Annotated in this window: 15 protein-coding genes; 5 read left to right on the top strand and 10 right to left on the bottom strand. The window is 65.4% G+C overall.

What is annotated here, in order from left to right:
• Window positions 1-40: 40 nt before the first annotated feature.
• The 4 genes from BBTA_RS17675 to BBTA_RS17660 form a co-directional block, all read right to left on the bottom strand.
• Window positions 41-1,636, bottom strand: a complete 1,596-nt coding sequence (locus BBTA_RS17675; protein WP_012043857.1) for a class I adenylate-forming enzyme family protein — start codon at window positions 1,634-1,636, stop codon at window positions 41-43.
• Window positions 1,637-1,841: 205 nt separating this feature from the next.
• On the bottom strand, window positions 1,842-2,666 hold the full coding sequence (panB, locus tag BBTA_RS17670) for a 3-methyl-2-oxobutanoate hydroxymethyltransferase (RefSeq protein ID WP_012043856.1): 825 nt from the start codon (window positions 2,664-2,666) through the stop codon (window positions 1,842-1,844).
• Between the two features lie 2 nt (window positions 2,667-2,668).
• A complete protein-coding gene (locus BBTA_RS17665; RefSeq protein WP_041750732.1) occupies window positions 2,669-3,256 on the bottom strand; it encodes an NnrU family protein in 588 nt (195 codons plus the stop codon).
• Between the two features lie 94 nt (window positions 3,257-3,350).
• Window positions 3,351-3,947 (bottom strand): hypothetical protein, encoded by a 597-nt coding sequence (locus BBTA_RS17660; RefSeq protein ID WP_012043854.1) that lies wholly within the window; start codon window positions 3,945-3,947, stop codon window positions 3,351-3,353.
• Between the two features lie 163 nt (window positions 3,948-4,110).
• Here BBTA_RS17660 and BBTA_RS17655 point away from each other — a divergent pair, with 163 nt between their 5' ends.
• From BBTA_RS17655 to BBTA_RS17640, 4 genes are all read left to right on the top strand, one after another.
• Window positions 4,111-4,842, top strand: coding sequence for an aspartate/glutamate racemase family protein (locus tag BBTA_RS17655; RefSeq protein WP_041751491.1), 732 nt, complete (start codon window positions 4,111-4,113; stop codon window positions 4,840-4,842).
• 172 nt (window positions 4,843-5,014) lie between these two features.
• Window positions 5,015-6,049, top strand: coding sequence for an IS110 family transposase (locus tag BBTA_RS17650; protein ID WP_041750297.1), 1,035 nt, complete (start codon window positions 5,015-5,017; stop codon window positions 6,047-6,049).
• A 411-nt stretch (window positions 6,050-6,460) separates the two neighbouring features.
• Complete coding sequence (locus tag BBTA_RS17645; protein WP_012043852.1) at window positions 6,461-7,327, top strand: S1C family serine protease; 867 nt, start codon at window positions 6,461-6,463, stop codon at window positions 7,325-7,327.
• Window positions 7,324-7,746: a response regulator transcription factor gene (locus tag BBTA_RS17640; protein ID WP_012043851.1), complete on the top strand. Its 423-nt coding sequence runs from the start codon at window positions 7,324-7,326 to the stop codon at window positions 7,744-7,746. Before BBTA_RS17645 ends, BBTA_RS17640 begins: the two co-directional genes overlap by 4 nt.
• A 179-nt stretch (window positions 7,747-7,925) precedes the next feature.
• On the opposite strand, the gene BBTA_RS17635 is transcribed toward BBTA_RS17640, so the two are convergent.
• Complete coding sequence (locus BBTA_RS17635; RefSeq protein WP_012043850.1) at window positions 7,926-10,097, bottom strand: autotransporter domain-containing protein; 2,172 nt, start codon at window positions 10,095-10,097, stop codon at window positions 7,926-7,928.
• A 209-nt stretch (window positions 10,098-10,306) separates the two neighbouring features.
• On the opposite strand from BBTA_RS17635, the gene BBTA_RS17630 reads away from it, so the two are divergent.
• Window positions 10,307-10,771, top strand: a complete 465-nt coding sequence (locus tag BBTA_RS17630; protein ID WP_012043849.1) for a MarR family winged helix-turn-helix transcriptional regulator — start codon at window positions 10,307-10,309, stop codon at window positions 10,769-10,771.
• A gap of 29 nt (window positions 10,772-10,800) precedes the next feature.
• Here the strand turns inward: BBTA_RS17630 and BBTA_RS17625 are convergent, their stop codons facing one another.
• The 5 genes from BBTA_RS17625 to BBTA_RS17605 all read right to left on the bottom strand — a co-directional run bounded on the left by BBTA_RS17625 (window position 10,801) and on the right by BBTA_RS17605 (window position 16,405).
• Complete coding sequence (locus BBTA_RS17625; RefSeq protein ID WP_012043848.1) at window positions 10,801-12,420, bottom strand: peptide chain release factor 3; 1,620 nt, start codon at window positions 12,418-12,420, stop codon at window positions 10,801-10,803.
• 338 nt (window positions 12,421-12,758) lie between these two features.
• Entirely contained in the window at window positions 12,759-13,769 is a 1,011-nt protein-coding gene (locus BBTA_RS17620; protein WP_012043847.1) for an inorganic phosphate transporter, read from the bottom strand.
• Between the two features lie 14 nt (window positions 13,770-13,783).
• Window positions 13,784-14,428, bottom strand: a complete 645-nt coding sequence (locus BBTA_RS17615; protein WP_012043846.1) for a DUF47 domain-containing protein — start codon at window positions 14,426-14,428, stop codon at window positions 13,784-13,786.
• A gap of 143 nt (window positions 14,429-14,571) precedes the next feature.
• Window positions 14,572-15,540 (bottom strand): branched-chain amino acid ABC transporter permease, encoded by a 969-nt coding sequence (locus tag BBTA_RS17610; RefSeq protein ID WP_012043845.1) that lies wholly within the window; start codon window positions 15,538-15,540, stop codon window positions 14,572-14,574.
• Window position 15,541: 1 nt separating this feature from the next.
• Window positions 15,542-16,405 carry a branched-chain amino acid ABC transporter permease gene (locus tag BBTA_RS17605; RefSeq protein WP_012043844.1) on the bottom strand — a complete coding sequence of 288 codons (864 nt, stop codon included), beginning with the start codon at window positions 16,403-16,405 and terminating at the stop codon, window positions 15,542-15,544.
• Window positions 16,406-16,478: the final 73 nt, after the last annotated feature.

Genomic DNA, 16,478 nt, shown 5'->3' with positions numbered 1-16,478 from the left:
CTTTACTCCCCGGTTCTGCCACGACGTCGGAACGCGGCTATCACGCCGTCAAGGCCTCGCGCAACTGCCGTTTCATCACCTTGCCGTTCGCGTTGCGCGGCAAAGGGTCCGGGGTCACGATGAGGGTCTCGGGCACCTTATAGTCCGACAGCCGCTCGGCGCACCAGCTGCGCAGGGTCTCGCTGCTGGTGGGCTCGCGGGTAACCACGACGGCATGGACCCGTTCACCGAGCACCGGACATGGCCGGGCGATGATCGCGCTTTCGACCACTGCCGGGTGGCTCGCCAGCACCGATTCGACCTCCGCCGAATAGATCTTGAGCCCCCCGCGGTTGATCATGTCCTTCTGCCGGTCGAACACCCGGACGAAATTGTCAGCATCGATCGAGCCGAGGTCGCCGGAATGCCAGTAGCCGGCGGTGAAGCTTTCTGCAGTGGCGTCGGGCCGGTTCCAATAGCCCTTGATGACCTGGCCGCCGCCGATCCAGATCTCGCCGATCTCGCCGCGCGGCAACTCCCGCCCGTCGGCGTCCATCACCAGGATGCTGGCGCCCGGACAAGGCAGGCCGACGCTGTCGAGGTGGCGGGCCGTGAGAACCGACGGCATCAAGGTCGAAGGCGAGGTGGTCTCGGTGGAGCCGTAGGCGTTCACCAGCCGGAGCCCGGGAATCTTGGCGGCGAGGCGCTCGATGGTGGCGACCGGCATCGGCGCGCCGCCGAAGCCACCGATGCGCCAGGACGACAGATCATGGCTGTCGAAGTCGGGCTGCAGCAGGCACAGATTATACATTGCGGGGACCATCACCGTGTAGGTCACCCGCTCGCGCGCCGCGAGCTTGAGATAGTCGCCGGCCTTGAACTCCGGCATGATGATCAAGGTGCCGGCGCAACGCACCATGCTGGTGATGTTGGCCACCACGCCGGTGACATGGCCGAGCGGAACGGCTGCGATCGAACGGTCGGCGGCCGTGAGCCCCAGGCAGGCCTCGTAGATCATCGAGGAATGCACGATGTTGCAATGGGCGAGCATCGCGCCCTTGGGCCGCCCCGTGGTGCCGGACGTGTAGAGGATCATCGCAGTGTCCTCTTCGGCGATCTCGACCCGATCGGTATGGACCGGCTGATCGGTCAGCGCGGCGAAGCCGGAGCGCGCCGGGTCGTCATCGACCGCGATCCGCCCGGCGAGCTCGGGCGTCACGTCGCCGGCCGGCAGCCGGCCTGCGAGCGCAGCCTCGTGCAGCAGCAGCCGGGCGCCGCAATCGTTCAGCACATAGGCAATCTCCGGCGTCTGCTGCCGCGTCGACAGCAACACCGTCACGAGACCGAGCTTGGCCGCGGCCAGCAGCGTGAGCACGAATTCGATGCGGTTGCCGAGCAGCAGGGCCAGCCGATCGCCGCGGCGCAGGCCCTTGGCGTGCAAACCCGACGCGATCCGCGCCGCAGCGTCGGCCACCTGCCGCCATGACAGCCGCACGGCGCCGCAGACCAGCGCCTCGCCATCGCCGTTGCGCGCGACCGCCGCTTCGACCATGGCCCAGATGGTCGGCGGACGGTCCGTGAACAGCGGCACCACGCGGTCGCCGAAGCGCTGCTCACACCGCATCGGCTTGATCTCGGCATGCTGCGACCACTGCATCGGATCGCCTCCCCTTCAATTGTTCTTCTTGCTTGCCGACCCGTTCGGATCGGCGCCGCTCCCGGAGCGACGCCGGAATGTGTGGCAGAATCCCCGCGTCGACCAGCGCCAATTGCCGATACCGGGAATGCCGAGCACGAGGAGGGAACGCGCCTGCGGCCTCACTGCGTCGCGGTGTCAGCCGTCCACATCGGCGCGGACCGCGCTATCCCTCACGCTCCATCCCGTAGACATGCTCGGCCGCTGGAAAGCCCCGCGAGCGCACATCCGCCGCGAAGGCCGTCACGGCATCCTCGATCGCCTGTCCGAGATTGCCGTAGCGACGGACAAATTTCGGGACCTTCGGTGACAGTCCGAGCATGTCTTCGAGCACCAGCACCTGGCCGTCGCAGGCCGCGCTTGCGCCGATCCCGATCGTCGGAATGGCCACCTCCTGCGTGATCTTGCGCGCCAGAGGCTCGGCCACCGCCTCGATCACAACTGCAAAGGCTCCCGCCTCCGCGATTGCGCGCGCGTCGTTCTCGATCGGGGCCCAGCTGTCGGCCTGACGGCCCTGGGCGCGGAAACTGCCGAGCGTGTTGATCGATTGCGGCGTCAGACCGATATGACCCATCACCGGAATTCCGCGCTCGCAGAGAAACCGCACGGTCTCGGCCATGCGCACGCCGCCCTCGAGCTTGACCGCGCCGCACCCGGTCTCTTTCAGGAGTCGCGCCGCGGCGTGAAACGCCTCCTCCTTGCTCGCCTCATAGCAGCCGAACGGCATGTCCACCACGACGAGCGCCTGGCGCGAGCCACGCATCACGGCGCGCCCGTGCAGGATCATCATGTCCAGTGTCACCGGCACGGTCGTCTCGAACCCATGCATGACATTGCCGAGAGAGTCGCCGACGAGGATCGCGTCACAATGCCGGTCGATCATCGCGGCCGTGTGGGCGTGATAGGAGGTGAGCATGACGATCGGCTCACCCCCCTTGCGGGCCCGGAGGCCCGGCGCGGTCTGGCGACGGGTCGGCGCTTGGACGGACATCGTCAGCCTCCCATCACCGGAATGCCGAGCACGACCGGATGGAATGCGAAGGTCAGCGCCAGATAGACGACGATGCCGATAACGACCGCGATGACGTCGTTGCCGACGCCGCCGACCGGGATCGGCGGCCCGCCAGCATCGGCACGGCGCTTCAGCGAGATGCGGTCGAAGACGGCCCAGGCCAGGATGGAGCCGAACAGGATGATGCCGCCGAGATCGCCGTTGGCGAGCAGATGCCCGAACGCCCAGAGCTTCACACCGGCCAGCATCGGATGTTTCAGCGTCGTATAGATCCGCCCCCGGATATAGGCGGCGACCATCATGATCACGGCTGGCAGCATCAAAGCGAGATTGATGTGCTTGAGCGCCTTCGGCGGCGTCCACAGCTGGATCCAACCGCCGCCATTGCGGTACTCGGCAAAGCCCCAGACGATCAGCGCAAGACCGGCGAGCGCAACGACCGTGTAGGCCAGCTTGTAGGTGCCCTCGCCCAGCCGGGCGATGACCTGCGCCCGCGCCTCGCGCCGCGTCGTGAACACATGGGCGCCGAGAAACAGCACCAGCCCCACCACCATCACCAGAAGTCCCACGACATCCCCCTTTGTGCACGCACCCGGTGGGGACCTGGGTATCATTTCCGGGGGCCGCCTCGCAATGTGGCGCCGGCCGCGGCGACGAACGGCACTATTGCTGCTCGGATGTCTTGCTCAGGTCGCGGTTGTCGACATAGCGGATCGCAATCGGCCGGCCAGCCAGCGCGCCGCCGAGCCCCGAGGTGAACTTCAGCGGCAGGCAGGCGTCGAGCGAGGCATTGATCGCCTTCAGATAGGTCGCGCGGATGTCGGCCGAGGCGCCCGATGTCGCGAAAGTGACGCGCGGCGGCGCCACCATCTCGCCGGTCCGCTTGAAGCTGAACCGCACCGTCATCTGCATGCCCGCACGGGCACTGTCCTCCGACGGCGGCGTCCAGCAGGATCGGAGCGCGGCGAACAGATCACTGATCGTGTCGAGATCGTGATCGGGCTTCTGATATTTGGCGGCCTGGTCCTTGGCGGGCCGGCTCTCGATCGTCAGCTGCAGGTTCTGGCCGTAGGGATAGTTCATCTCGGGAATGCAGGGCCATGGCCCGTAGATGCTGCAGAAGGACGGCGTGCACGGCTGCTCGTCGAGCACGCTGCACGGCGTGTGTGCGAACGGCACCGGGTTGATCTGGCGCCGCCGCGCGTCGGCGGTGGCCGGAGTAGCCAGCATCAGCAGGATGAGCAGGACGGCGCGAAGCATGGCGGCACTTCAGGGAGCGATGAGAGCGGAGCTGGTCGTTGAACGTGGTGAATGCAAGCCCAATGCTGGTCACGTCTGCAGGTTCCGCGCGTCGCGGACGGCCCTCGACCATAGCAGCGGAACTCGGCTACAACACGGCGAACGACGTCAGATGGATGCACCGATGAGCCGCGACAGCGAAACCGTGATCAACGTCATCAACCCGAACATGACGGTCACGATGACCGAGCTGATCGCGAAGGCCGCCCAGGCCAGCGCCAGCCCGCACACACGGATCGTCGGCCGCACCGCGCGGTTCGGCGCGGCCTCGATCGAGGGCCATTACGACGAGGCGATTGCCGCGGTCGGGATGCTGAAGGAGGTCGAGGCCGGCGACGCAGAAGGCTGCCACGCCCATGTGATCGCCTGCTTCGGTGACCCCGGCCTGCTCGCCGCGCGCGAATTGTCGGCCGTGCCGGTGCTCGGAATCGCGGAAGCGGCGATGCACGCGGCGAGCTTCGTCGCCACGCATTTCAGCATCGTCACGACCTTGTCGCGCACCAAGGTCATCGCCGAGCATCTGGCGCGCAACTATGGCATGGAGCAGCACTGCAGGAAGGTGCGCGCGGTCGATGTCGCGGTGCTCGACCTCGACAAGCCAGAGGCCAATGTGCGCGGCACGCTGCTGGGCGAATGCGAGGCCGCGCTGCGCGAGGACGGCATCGGCGCCATCGTGCTCGGCTGCGCCGGCATGGCCGATCTCGCGCAGGATCTCTCCACCGAGCTCGGCATTCCCGTGATCGACGGCGTCGCCGCCGCGGTGCGCTTTGCCGAGGCGCTGGTTGGGCTCGGGCTGAAGACCTCCAAGCACGGCGATCTCGCCTTCCCGCTGCCGAAGGCGCGGACGACGCTCTGAGCCGGCATGTAGATGGGGTAACGGGCCGACCACCCGAGCGGCACGCTCACTCCTGCGCTATTTGGGAGCGCGTTCGCGTGCCGCCCGGTTGGCGGAAAGGTGGTCGTCCCTCAAATTGATGGTGTTCAACGGAGTCGGGCAAGCCCGCTCCTCGCATCATTAGGGGACGACCATGAACCACTATGCCGGAATTGACGTGTCTTTGAAATCCTCGGCGGTCTGCATTGTCGATGGGGCGGGCAAGATCGTTCGGGAAGCGGCAGTCGAGAGTGAGCCGGCAGTCTTGATCGGCTGGTTCAAGCAGTTCGGCATCGAGGTTGAGCGGATCGGTCTGGAGGCAGGGCCGCTGTCGCAATGGCTGTATGCGGCGATGCAGGAGGCGGGTCAGCGGGTCGAACTGCTGGAGACGCGGCACGTGCGTGACGCCTTCAGGGCGATGTCGGTGAAGTCCGACCGCAACGATGCAAGGGGTATTGCCCAGCTGATGCGGCTTGGCTGGTTCCGTCCGGTTCATTGCAAATCGATCGAGGCGCAGGAGATGCGTGCGGTTCTTACGGCACGCAAGCTGCTGCAATCGAAGCTGCACGACGTCGAGAACTGTTTGCGCGGCGTGCTACGGGGCTTCGGCTTGAAGGTCGGCAAGACCACCGATCGCAGCTTCGCGACGCGAATCGAGGCGCTGGTGGCTGGCCATTCGGGACTGACGCTGGTCGTGCAGGCGCTGCTCGAGGCTCATACGGTGCTGCTGCGCGAGTTCAAGAAGCTGGACAAGCAGGTGCAACAGCTCGCGAAGGCGCATCCGCAGGCCAAGCTGTTGATGACCACGCCGGCCGTCGGCCCGATCGTCGCGCTGACCTACATGTTCGCAATCGACGACCCCAAGCGCTTCCGATCCTCCAAGGCGACAGGCGCGCATTTTGGCCTCACGCCGAGACGGTACCAGTCCGGCGAGACCGACTATAGCGGCCGCATCACGAAGGTCGGCGATGCGTCGGTGCGCGAGGCGCTCTATCAGGCGGCGCACATCATGCTGACCAAGCCGGTCAAGAACTGCTCACAGCTGAAGAGTTGGGCGATGCGGGTCGCCAGGCGCGCCGGCCCGCGCAAAGCCAAGGTGGCTCTGGCGCGCAAGCTTGCCGTGATCCTTCACCGCATGCTCGCCGACAACATGCCGTTCAACCCCGCGGCCAAGGCTGCCGCGACCTAGGGGAGCATCGATCGAGTTCTGGGCGGGCCACGACACCAGGCTCTCCCCGAGCAGGGTCCCTTCGCCGGGACGATGGATCCGGTCAGGCCGCCATCCGGGCAGTCGGTTCAAAACCACGCTCTCCGTAGATTGGCCGGCCGGTTCCTCTTACGCAGCCCAACAGGTGGCGGCCATGCGCCGACCCCGTACAGAAGCAAGGGCCCGGCGAGAGGACATGCAGAATTGGGATTGACAAACCAAGGCCCGTTACAGAAGCCCGGATGAGCGGAGCGACATCCGGGTTCAACGCGCAGCTCGTAAGATCCCGGATATCGCTCCGCTCATCCGGGCTACACGACGCAGCCTGCCCATCCGGGGAGTTCCGAAAGCGCCATCGACGCTCCACATTGGGATCACCCCATGGAGCTCTCGATGTCCCATCTGTCCCCCCTCTCCTCGCTCTCGACGGCGCTCGCCGCAACCATCGCCACGGCCGCCCCCTCGCTGGTCTCGGTCCACTCGCACCGCTCGCGCGCGACGGGCTTCGTCTGGAAGCCGGGCCTGATCATCACGGCCGATGAGGCGCTGGCCGACGAAGGCGACATCATCATTGCCTTCGCCGACGGCACGACGCGCGCCGCCAGCATTGCCGGGCGCGATCACACCACCGACATCGCCCTGCTCCGCTTCGACGGCACGGATGTCGCGCCCATGCCGCTGATGGCCGAAGTGCCGCCGCTCGGCGCGCTGGCGGTCATCGCGGCCGCCGATCAGGGCACGCCGGTGGCCGCGCTCGCGATGGTGTCGAAATCCGCCGGCCCCTGGTGCAGCCTGCGCGGCGGCGATATCGCGGCGCGGATCGAGCTCGACACAAGGCTGCGTCCCAGCTCCGAAGGCGGCCTCGTGCTCGACGCAACGGGACACGCGATCGGCATGGCCGTGCGCGGCCCGCGGCGCACGCTCGTCATTCCAACGGCCACCATCGAGCGGGTGGCCGGCAGGCTCGAAACCCACGGCCGCATCGCCCGCGGCTATCTGGGCGCGGGGCTGCAGCCGGTCAGGCTCGATGACGGTCTCGGCGCCATGGTGATGAGCATCGACAAGAGCGGTCCGGCCGCCGCCGCCGGCCTGCGCCAAGGCGACATCATTACCGCCCTCAACAAGGAGCCGTTCAGGGGCATGCGCGGTCTGATGCGCGAGCTCGGTCCGGACAGCGTCGGTGCCGTGGTCGAGCTGGCGGCACTGCGCGCCGGCGAGCCGGTGCAGGTCGCATTGACGATCGGCGAGCGGCCAGCGTGAGCGCGGACGAGAGCGAGCCGATCACAATCGCGATCGCGATCGATGATGCCGCGCTGGCCGACCGGCTGGCGGCGCTGCTCGGCGGCGTCGCCGGGCTGAGACTGGCCGCGCCGGACGAGACCGCGGACGTGGCCATCGTCACGCCGCACGGCCGTGACAAACGCAGCCTCGACGAGGGCAGCCTCGACCATGACAAGACCGACGGCCGCGCGATCGACGGGTTTCAACTCACCGCGCGCGAGCGCGACGTACTGGCGCTGATGGCCGAAGGCTGCTCCAACAAGGAAATTGCGCGCAGCCTCGGCATCTCCGTGCACACCGCGAAGTTCCACGTCGGCTCGCTGCTCGACAAGCTCGACGCCACCGGCCGCACGGATGCCGTGGCGCATGCGGCGCGGCGCGGGATCATCGAACTGTGAAAAGCCGCCAGCCGCCGCAGAACGCTTCACGGCCTCCGGCGACCTCGTTCCACACACCGCTCATCACGTGCGGCAGCAGCAACGAGGCGATGCGAGAGAGTCAGGCACGATGTTCACCCCGCGCGCCTGCCCCATCGGAACCAAGACAAGCTGTTCGTCCGAAACGTCCAGGCGCGAGGTTAGAACGCGACTTTGAGGCCGCCGTTTACGCCGTAGTCGTTGCGGTCGGATCTGGCGAACGTGCTGACCACGCCGAGATTGACGCTGACCTTATCGGTGATCGCCGCGGCCAAGCCGGCCGCCACCTTGCCGTAGGTCGCCGCACGTCCATCGATCGGAGTCAACACCGGCAGCAAGGGTGTCGTCACCTGTGTCGTGATCAGGCTGCGTGCGGAGCTAATGAACTCATGCTCAACGGTCAAGTTCAGGTATGGATTATAGAAGGCTCCGGCCGCGGCGAACGGTGCGCGCAATTGCACGCCGGCGCTTCCGGTCAGGCTCTCCAGACGCTGACGGTTGACCATGTTGGTGAGCAGCATATCGCCGGTTTCGGTATAGCCCGCGATCTGCACATTGCTGTAGGACAGGCCGCCGATCGGCCCCATGCGCACCGCGCCGAGATCCCAGAGATAACCACCGCGCGCGGCGACCGTGAACGTGTCCGCATGCGTCGACCCGCGGATGACATCGATGACGCCCTGACGATCCGTGGAGATCGCGTGACGGCCGTAGGCGAGCAGCGCATCCGCAAACCAATTGGCGCGGTTATAGGCCGCGTAGCCGCCGATCTGGTAGGCGTCGATCTTCTCATGGGCGTTCTGCAGAGCGAGATTGACGTTCGGCTGGGCGTAGCTGAACAGCCCGCCGACCATCAGATCAGGCGAGAGACGATAGTCGAGCCCGATCCATCCCCCGACCGAATTGTAGTTGTAGCTGGACAAGAACTGCTGGGAGTCGCGGCTTCCCCCGGAATAGGCGACGTCACCGTAAACCGACCAGGGGCTCTGCACCGCGGCCGGAGCCGCCAGGGCCGCCTTGGTCGGCATGTCGGCCGCCATCGCGTTCATTGCATCAGCCGCACCACGGACGTTGCGATACGCATCGAGATGCCCGAATATCGAGCCGGCGAAACCGCTCGCGATCGAGGTCGCAACGTCACCCTGCGGCGCCACCGTCAACGGCGCATCGATCTGGTTGGTCTGGTAGCGACCGATCAATGCGAAACCGGCGGTCGTGAAATGCAAGCCGTCATAGGACAGAAACTGGTTCTGTGCCGCCACCGAGCCGCCGACGCAGGACGGCACATCGGTACAGGCTGTGGTGACGTTGGTGAAACCGTAAAAAGACGGATTTGCGACGACTCTCTGCGTCAACGTCGCAAGATCGAAGAAGAAGATACGGACGCCCGAGCGCGCCAGCGGCGCCAGGCTGGCCTGCTCCATCTGCGTCAACGTCGATTGGAAATAGTGGACGTTCGCGTTGCCGGCGCCGGCAGGCAAATAGGACAGATCCCCAACCGACAAGATCGCAATATTGCGTGCGCCGGCCTGGACCACCTGCTGAACGTCCGACAGGATGTTGGCTGTCGTCTGCCGGGCAGCGGTGTTCATCTGATCTTGGGTGATTGTCGGATTGAACAGGATCGGCACGCTGTCATTGCCGCCTGCGGTGGTGATGTCGACGAGGTCTCGTGGGCCGAAACGCCCTCCCGCCGCAAGGAATACTCCGATCTCAGTGCCGGTTCCCGGCAGCACCGGGCCGGTGGACCCGAACAGATTTCCGACATTCGTGCCGCCACTCATGGCGCCCCCAGTGGCGTAGTTGGCGACCGCCGAGGTGGGCAGACCGTAGTGGTATTGCACAACGTCGGCCATCGCCAGCCCTGCGCTGAAGCGGCCGCTCGCAGGAACAGACGACCCGGCCCGCATCTCATTTCCCCAGTCGGCGTAGCTGTCACCGAACACGGTCAGGCGTGTAAACTGTCCTGCCACTCTGGGGCCAAGCCACCCCTGAACGAATGGATTCTGCTGAATATATGCATAAACGTCCGGGCTCGGAGTGATGGCGATCGGCGTATAGGTCTGTGCCGATGCACCAGCCGCGCCACACACGACTCCCGCGGCCGCAATGGAAGCAGCAACGATGCCGCGACAGCCGGCAGAAACGGGCATCCACCCGACTTGCTCCCGGTGCTCGAGCGATTTGCCCGCGGCGCTGCTCGACCGCGCCCGTCCCACAAAATTGAGCATTTTCCTCTCCCCCAACACGAGCGCCGTCGCTTTTGCGGGCGTGCACAGGCCGGAGGTTGAGATGCCCGGCAATTGCGCGAGGCATTGTCCTGCCGATGTCAACGCGCCAATCGGTCGCTCGTTAGAAATGTATGTTCACATCGTGACTTGTTCAGGTCAAGAACAATTGGGGTAGTAGGTAATAGGGTTGAATTGGCCCCGCAGTCGGGCAATGTGTGCGCCTCAAGATTACAACCGCGAATATATTGACCGACCGGCCTCGAGGCACTTTGAGACGCGCATCCAAAACCGGCGACTCGATCGCCAGACCCATGAGGCGACTTCTGACCCAGGAAACCGACGCACGTTCTCGGATCCGCATCGACGGTCTAACAAGCCGTGCCGGCTACCTGATCCGGCAGGCCCAGCTCTGGGTATTCGAGGACTTCAACGCGACGCTCGCCCCACTCGATATTCGCCCCTCACAGTATTCGATACTCGTCGTGATTCGGGACAATCCGGGGTTGTCGCAAATGGCCCTGTCGGAGGTGCTCGGCATCGGCCGCTCGGCGATCATTCCACCGCTTGACGAGTTGCAATCGCGCGGATTGCTCGAACGCTTGCCGACGTCAGACCGGCGCACGCACGCGCTGCATCTCACCGGAGCGGGCATCGCGCTGCTTGAGCAAGCCGAGAGTCTGGTCCAGGAGCACGAGCGTCGGCTGATGGATAAGGTCGGCCCTCAAGGACATCAGCAACTTCTGCAGGTGCTCAAAGTATTCGGGCGAAATCGGTAACGATCCCTCCAAACGCAGAGACCGCGGCGCTACGCCTTCTTCTTCACGTCCTTGACGTTGGAGAACACGATGCCTTCGGCGCGCTCCTTGGTGTAGCCGAGATAGAACTCGTTCTTGGCCAGGAACACCGGGTCGCCATCGACATCGTCGGCGACGCCGGAATTGTTGGCGGCGATGAAGGCCTCGAGCTTCTTCTTGTCATCGCAGGAGATCCAGCGCGCCAGCGAGAACTCGGAGATCTCGAACTCGACGGGCAGCGAATATTCGGCATCGAGCCGCGCCTTGAGCACGTCGAGCTGCAGCGGGCCGACGACGCCGACGAGCGCCGGCGCGCCGTCGCGCGGCCGGAACACCTGCACGACGCCCTCCTCCGACATCTGCTGCAGCGCTTCCTTCAGCTTCTTGGCCTTCATCGCGTCGGTCAGCCTGACGCGGCGGACGATTTCCGGCGCGAAGCTCGGCACGCCGACGAAGGTGAGGTCCTCGCCCTCGGTCAGGGTGTCGCCGATGCGCAACGAGCCATGATTGGGAATGCCGACGACGTCGCCGGCGAAGGCTTCGTCCGCCACCGAGCGGTCCTGGGCGAAGAAGAATTGCGGGCTCGACAGCGGCATGGTCTTGCCGGTGCGCACCAGCTTCGCCTTCATGCCGCGGTTGAGCTTGCCCGAGCACAGCCGTGCGAAGGCGATGCGGTCGCGGTGGTTCGGGTCCATGTTCGCCTGGATCTTGAAGACGAAGGCGCTCATGCGCGGCTCGGCGGCATCGACCTTACGCAGGTTGGATTCCTGCGCGCGCGGCGACGGCGCATAGCGGCCGAGGCCTTCCAGGAGATCGCCGACGCCGAAATTGCGCAGCGCGCTGCCGAAATAGACCGGCGTCAGATGGCCCTCGCGGAACGCATCCAGCTCGAACGGCTTGCAGGCCTCCCTGACCAGCTCCAGTTCGTCAGTGATCTGGCTCATGTCGAGATTGGCGTTGATCTTGCCGAGCTCGGAGATCTCGATCTGCTGCGCGGCGCCGGTCTTGGCGCCGCCGCCTTCGAGCAGACGCACGCCGCCGTCGCGGATGTCATAGGTGCCGATGAAGTCGCGGCCGCGGCCGACCGGCCAGGTCATCGGCGTGGTGTCGAGCGCCAGCGTCTTCTCGATCTCGTCGAGGAGATCGAAGGTGTCGCGGCTCTCGCGGTCCATCTTGTTGATGAAGGTGATGATCGGGATGTCGCGCAGGCGGCACACCTCGAACAGTTTTCGCGTGCGCGCTTCGATGCCCTTGGCGGCGTCGATCACCATGACGGCGGAGTCGACTGCGGTGAGCGTGCGGTAAGTATCCTCGCTGAAGTCTTCGTGGCCCGGCGTGTCCAAGAGATTGAACACGAGCCCCTCGAACTCAAAGGTCATCACCGAGGTCACGACGGAGATGCCGCGCTCGCGCTCGATCTTCATCCAGTCCGAGCGGGTGTTGCGGCGCTCGCCCTTGGCCTTGACCTGGCCGGCAAGGTTGATGGCGCCGCCGAACAGCAGGAGTTTCTCGGTCAGCGTGGTCTTGCCGGCGTCCGGATGCGAGATGATGGCGAAGGTGCGCCGGCGCGCCACCTCGTCGGACAAGGCGGTGCGGGCGGGCTGTTCGGTCGTGACGGCGGTATCGGACATGAGGCGGCAGGCGTCGTTTCGGGGCCAGAGAGCGGGCGATGTCGTGGGAAACGCGCGGGATCAATGCCGCCGCGCGCCCTCCATATAGGCGTTTTGCACCGCAACTCCAACCGGGGAGTTAACCGGGCGGCCGACGGGATAGCTCCGGCGCTGGCACCCCGCCCGCGGCCGTCCTTCGAGACGCCCGGCTGTGGCGGGCTCCTCAGGACGAGGTCTGAAACGTGCGGCGAGGTCTTCGCGACCAGATTCCCCCTTCAACCGCATGGTGAGGAGCGCCGCCGTTGCGGCGCGTCTCGAACCATGAGCCCCAACGCCCCTAGGAAGGCACTCCCATCCAGTCACCCGTGCCGGAGCACCGACACCAGCCAGAAGGCCAGCGCCGAGACGATGGCGGAGGCCGGAATCGTGAAAATCCAGGCGTAGACGATCGATCCGGCCACGTTCCAGCGCACCGCCGAGGCGCGGCGGGCGGCGCCGACGCCGACAATGGCGCCGGTGATGGTGTGGGTGGTGGAGACGGGCACGCCGAGGAAGGTCGCCAGGAACAGGGTGATGGCGCCGCCGGTCTCGGCGCAGAAGCCCTGCATCGGGTTCAGCTTGGTAATGCGCAGACCCATGGTGCGGACGATCCGCCAGCCGCCCATCAGGGTGCCCAGCGCCATCGCCGCCTGGCACGACAGCACGACCCAGAACGGAACCGTGAAATGCTCGCCGAGATGGCCCTGCGAGTACAACAGCACGGCGATGATGCCCATCGTCTTCTGCGCGTCATTGCCGCCATGGCCGAGCGAGTACAGCGAGGCGGAGGCGAATTGCAGGATGCGGAAGGCGCGGTCGACTGCGAACGGCGTCGAGCGCACCGAGGCCCAGGACACGATCGCGACCAGGATCATCGCCAGGATCAGTCCGACCAGCGGCGACAGCACGATCGCCAGCACTGTCTTCGACAGCCCGCTCCAGACCGTGGCCGAGATGCCGGCCTTGGCCACCCCTGCCCCGACCAGCCCGCCGATCAGCGCGTGCGAGCTCGACGACGGGATTCCGGCGGCCCAGGTCACGAGGTTCCAGACGATGGCCCCGACCAGCGCGGCAAAGATCACCTGCGCGTCGACGATCGCGGGATCGATGATGCCGGTGCCGATGGTCTGGGCGACGTGCAGGCCGAAGACGCCGAAGGCCACGAAATTGAAGAACGCGGCCCAAAACACCGCATATTGCGGCCGGAGCACGCGGGTCGAGACGATGGTCGCGATCGAGTTGGCGGCGTCGTGCAGGCCATTCAGGAAGTCGAAGGCAAGCGCGACGGCGATGAGGCCGACCAGGATCGGAAGGCCGAGATGAGCGTCCACGGCGCGACCCTACCCTAGACCTGTTCGATCATGATCGAATTGATCTCGTTGGCGACGTCGTCGAAGCGGTCGGCGACCTTCTCCAGATGATCGTAGATCTCCGCGCCGACGATGAAGTCCATGGTGTTGGCGTTGCGGTGCTTGAGGAACAGCTCTTTCAGCCCGATGTCGTGAAGGTCGTCGACGCGGCCCTCGAGCTTGGTCATCTCCTCGGTGATCGCAGTGATCATCGGCACGTTCTGGCCGATCGCCTGCAACAGCGGCAGCGCGCGCCCGATCAGGTTCGCGCAGTCGACCAGCAAGGTGCCCATCTCCCGCATCGTCGGCTCGAACTCCTTGACCTCGAACAGCACCACGGCCTTGGACGTCTGCTGCATCTGGTCGATGGCATCGTCCATCGAGGTGATCAGGTTCTTGATGTCGCCGCGGTCGAACGGGGTGATGAAAGTGCGGCGGACGGCGGTCAGCACTTCGCGGGTGATGTTGTCGGCCTCGTTCTCGAACTGGCTGACCCGCTGGCAATGCACCAGAATGTCGTCGCCGCCCTTGAGCATGTCCTGCAGCGCATGCGCGCCCTGGATCACCACCTTGTTGTGGCGGGCGAACAAATCGAAAAACCGCTCCTCCCGCGGGAGGACGGCACGAAACCAGTTCAGCATGGGACGAGATCCATCGATTCCGAAACGGGCCGGGGCCGGCCCGTCACAGAAGTGTCATACTCCGGATCGCGTCACAGCAGAAGCGGCGGCCGGATCATCCACCGCTTTCTGCCTTTTCGGCGTTACCCCAACAAATCAATGGCTTAGAGGGATCGCTTGAACAGATGGGCGATTTCCCCGACCACCCCGCGGCGGAAGGTGAGCACGCAGGCGACGAAGATGACGCCCTGGATGACGGTCACCCACTGCCCGAAGCCGGCCAGATATTGCTGCATGGCGATGATCACGAAGGCGCCGACGACCGGACCGAACACGGTTCCAAGACCGCCGACCAGGGTCATCAGCACGATCTCGCCCGACATCGACCAATGCACGTCGGTGAGCGAGGCGTTCTGGGCCACGAACACCTTCAGCGCGCCCGCAAAGCCGGCGATGGTGCCGGACAGGATATAGGCCAGCAACTTGTACTGGTCGGTCTTGTAGCCGAGAGAGATCGCGCGCTGCTCGTTCTCGCGGATCGCCTTCAGCACCTCGCCGAACGGCGAGTTGATGGTGCGGAAGATCAGCAGGAAGCCGGCGAGGAAGCCGACCAGCACGACGTAATACAGCGTGGTGGGCTTCGACAGGTCGATGAAGCCGAACAGCCTGCCCTGCGGGATGCCCTGGATGCCGTCCTCGCCATGGGTGAACGGCGTCTGCAGATAGACGAAGTACAGCAGCTGCGACAGCGCCAGGGTGATCATCGAGAAGTAGATGCCCTGGCGGCGAATCGAAATGTAGCCGGTGACGACCGACAGCACGAAGGCGCCGGCGATGCCGGTGAGGATGCCGAGCTCCGGCGGCAGGCCCCAGACCTTCAGCGCATGCGCGCTGCAATAGCCGGCGGTGCCCAGGAACATCGCGTGGCCGAACGACAGCAGCCCGCCATAGCCGATCAGCAGATTGAAGGCGCAGGCCAGCAGCGCAAAGCACAGCGCCTGCATCACGAAGAACGGGTATAGCCCGGTGAACGGCACGATGGCGAGCAACGCGGCCATGATGACGAACACGATCATCTCGTCGCGCATCGCGCGCGGTGTGATCGGCAGGGTCTCGTCGGTGATCGATGTCATGTCAGGCCGCCCGTCCGGTCAGACCCGTCGGCTTCACCAGGAGCACCAGGACCATCAGAACGAAGACCACGGTGTTGGAAGCCTCGGGATAGAAATATTTGGTCAGTCCCTCGATCACGCCGAGCGCGAAGCCGGTGATGATCGAGCCCATGATCGAGCCCATGCCGCCGATCACGACCACCGCGAACACGACGATGATCAGGTCGGCGCCCATCAGCGGCCGGACCTGGTTAATCGGCGCCGACAGCACGCCGGCGAGCGCGGCGAGGCCGACGCCAAGGCCGTAAGTGAGCGTGATCATGCGCGGCACGTTGACGCCGAAGGCGCGCACCAGGGTCGGATTTTCAGTGGCCGCGCGCAGATAGGCGCCAAGCCGCGTGCGCTCGATCAGGAACCAGGTCGCCAGGCACACGATCAGCGAGAACACCACGACCCAGCCGCGATAGATCGGCAGGAACATGAAGCCGAGATTCATGCCGCCGCGCAGCTGATCGGGGATCGCGTAAGGCAGGCCCGAGGAGCCGAAATAGTTCTGGAACAGGCCCTGCACGATCAGCGCGATGCCGAAGGTCAGCAGCAGGCCGTAGAGGTGGTCGAGCCCGGTCAGCCACTGCAGCAGCGTGCGCTCCAGGATCATGCCGAAGATGCCGACGATGATCGGCGCCAGCAGCAGCGCCCACCAATAGTTGATGCCGCCGAGGTTCAGCAGGAAATAGGCGCAGAACGCGCCCATCATGTAGAGCGCGCCATGGGCGAAATTGATGATGTTGAGCATGCCGAAGATGACGGCAAGCCCGAGACTGAGCAGCGCGTAGAACGAGCCGTTGATCAGTCCGACCAGGAGCTGTGCGTAGAGGGCCTGCATCGTCTTGTTCTGTCTTCTCTCGGCGTTTCCTAAAGGACGAGCAGCCCCGGCAGCGGACCGCCGGGGCTGCAGC

The sequence above is a fragment of the Bradyrhizobium sp. BTAi1 genome, from assembly GCF_000015165.1.
GTDB classification, from domain to species: domain Bacteria; phylum Pseudomonadota; class Alphaproteobacteria; order Rhizobiales; family Xanthobacteraceae; genus Bradyrhizobium; species Bradyrhizobium denitrificans.
Note: the sequence above shows the minus strand (reverse complement) of the source record. Positions and strands in the feature narration are given on the sequence as shown.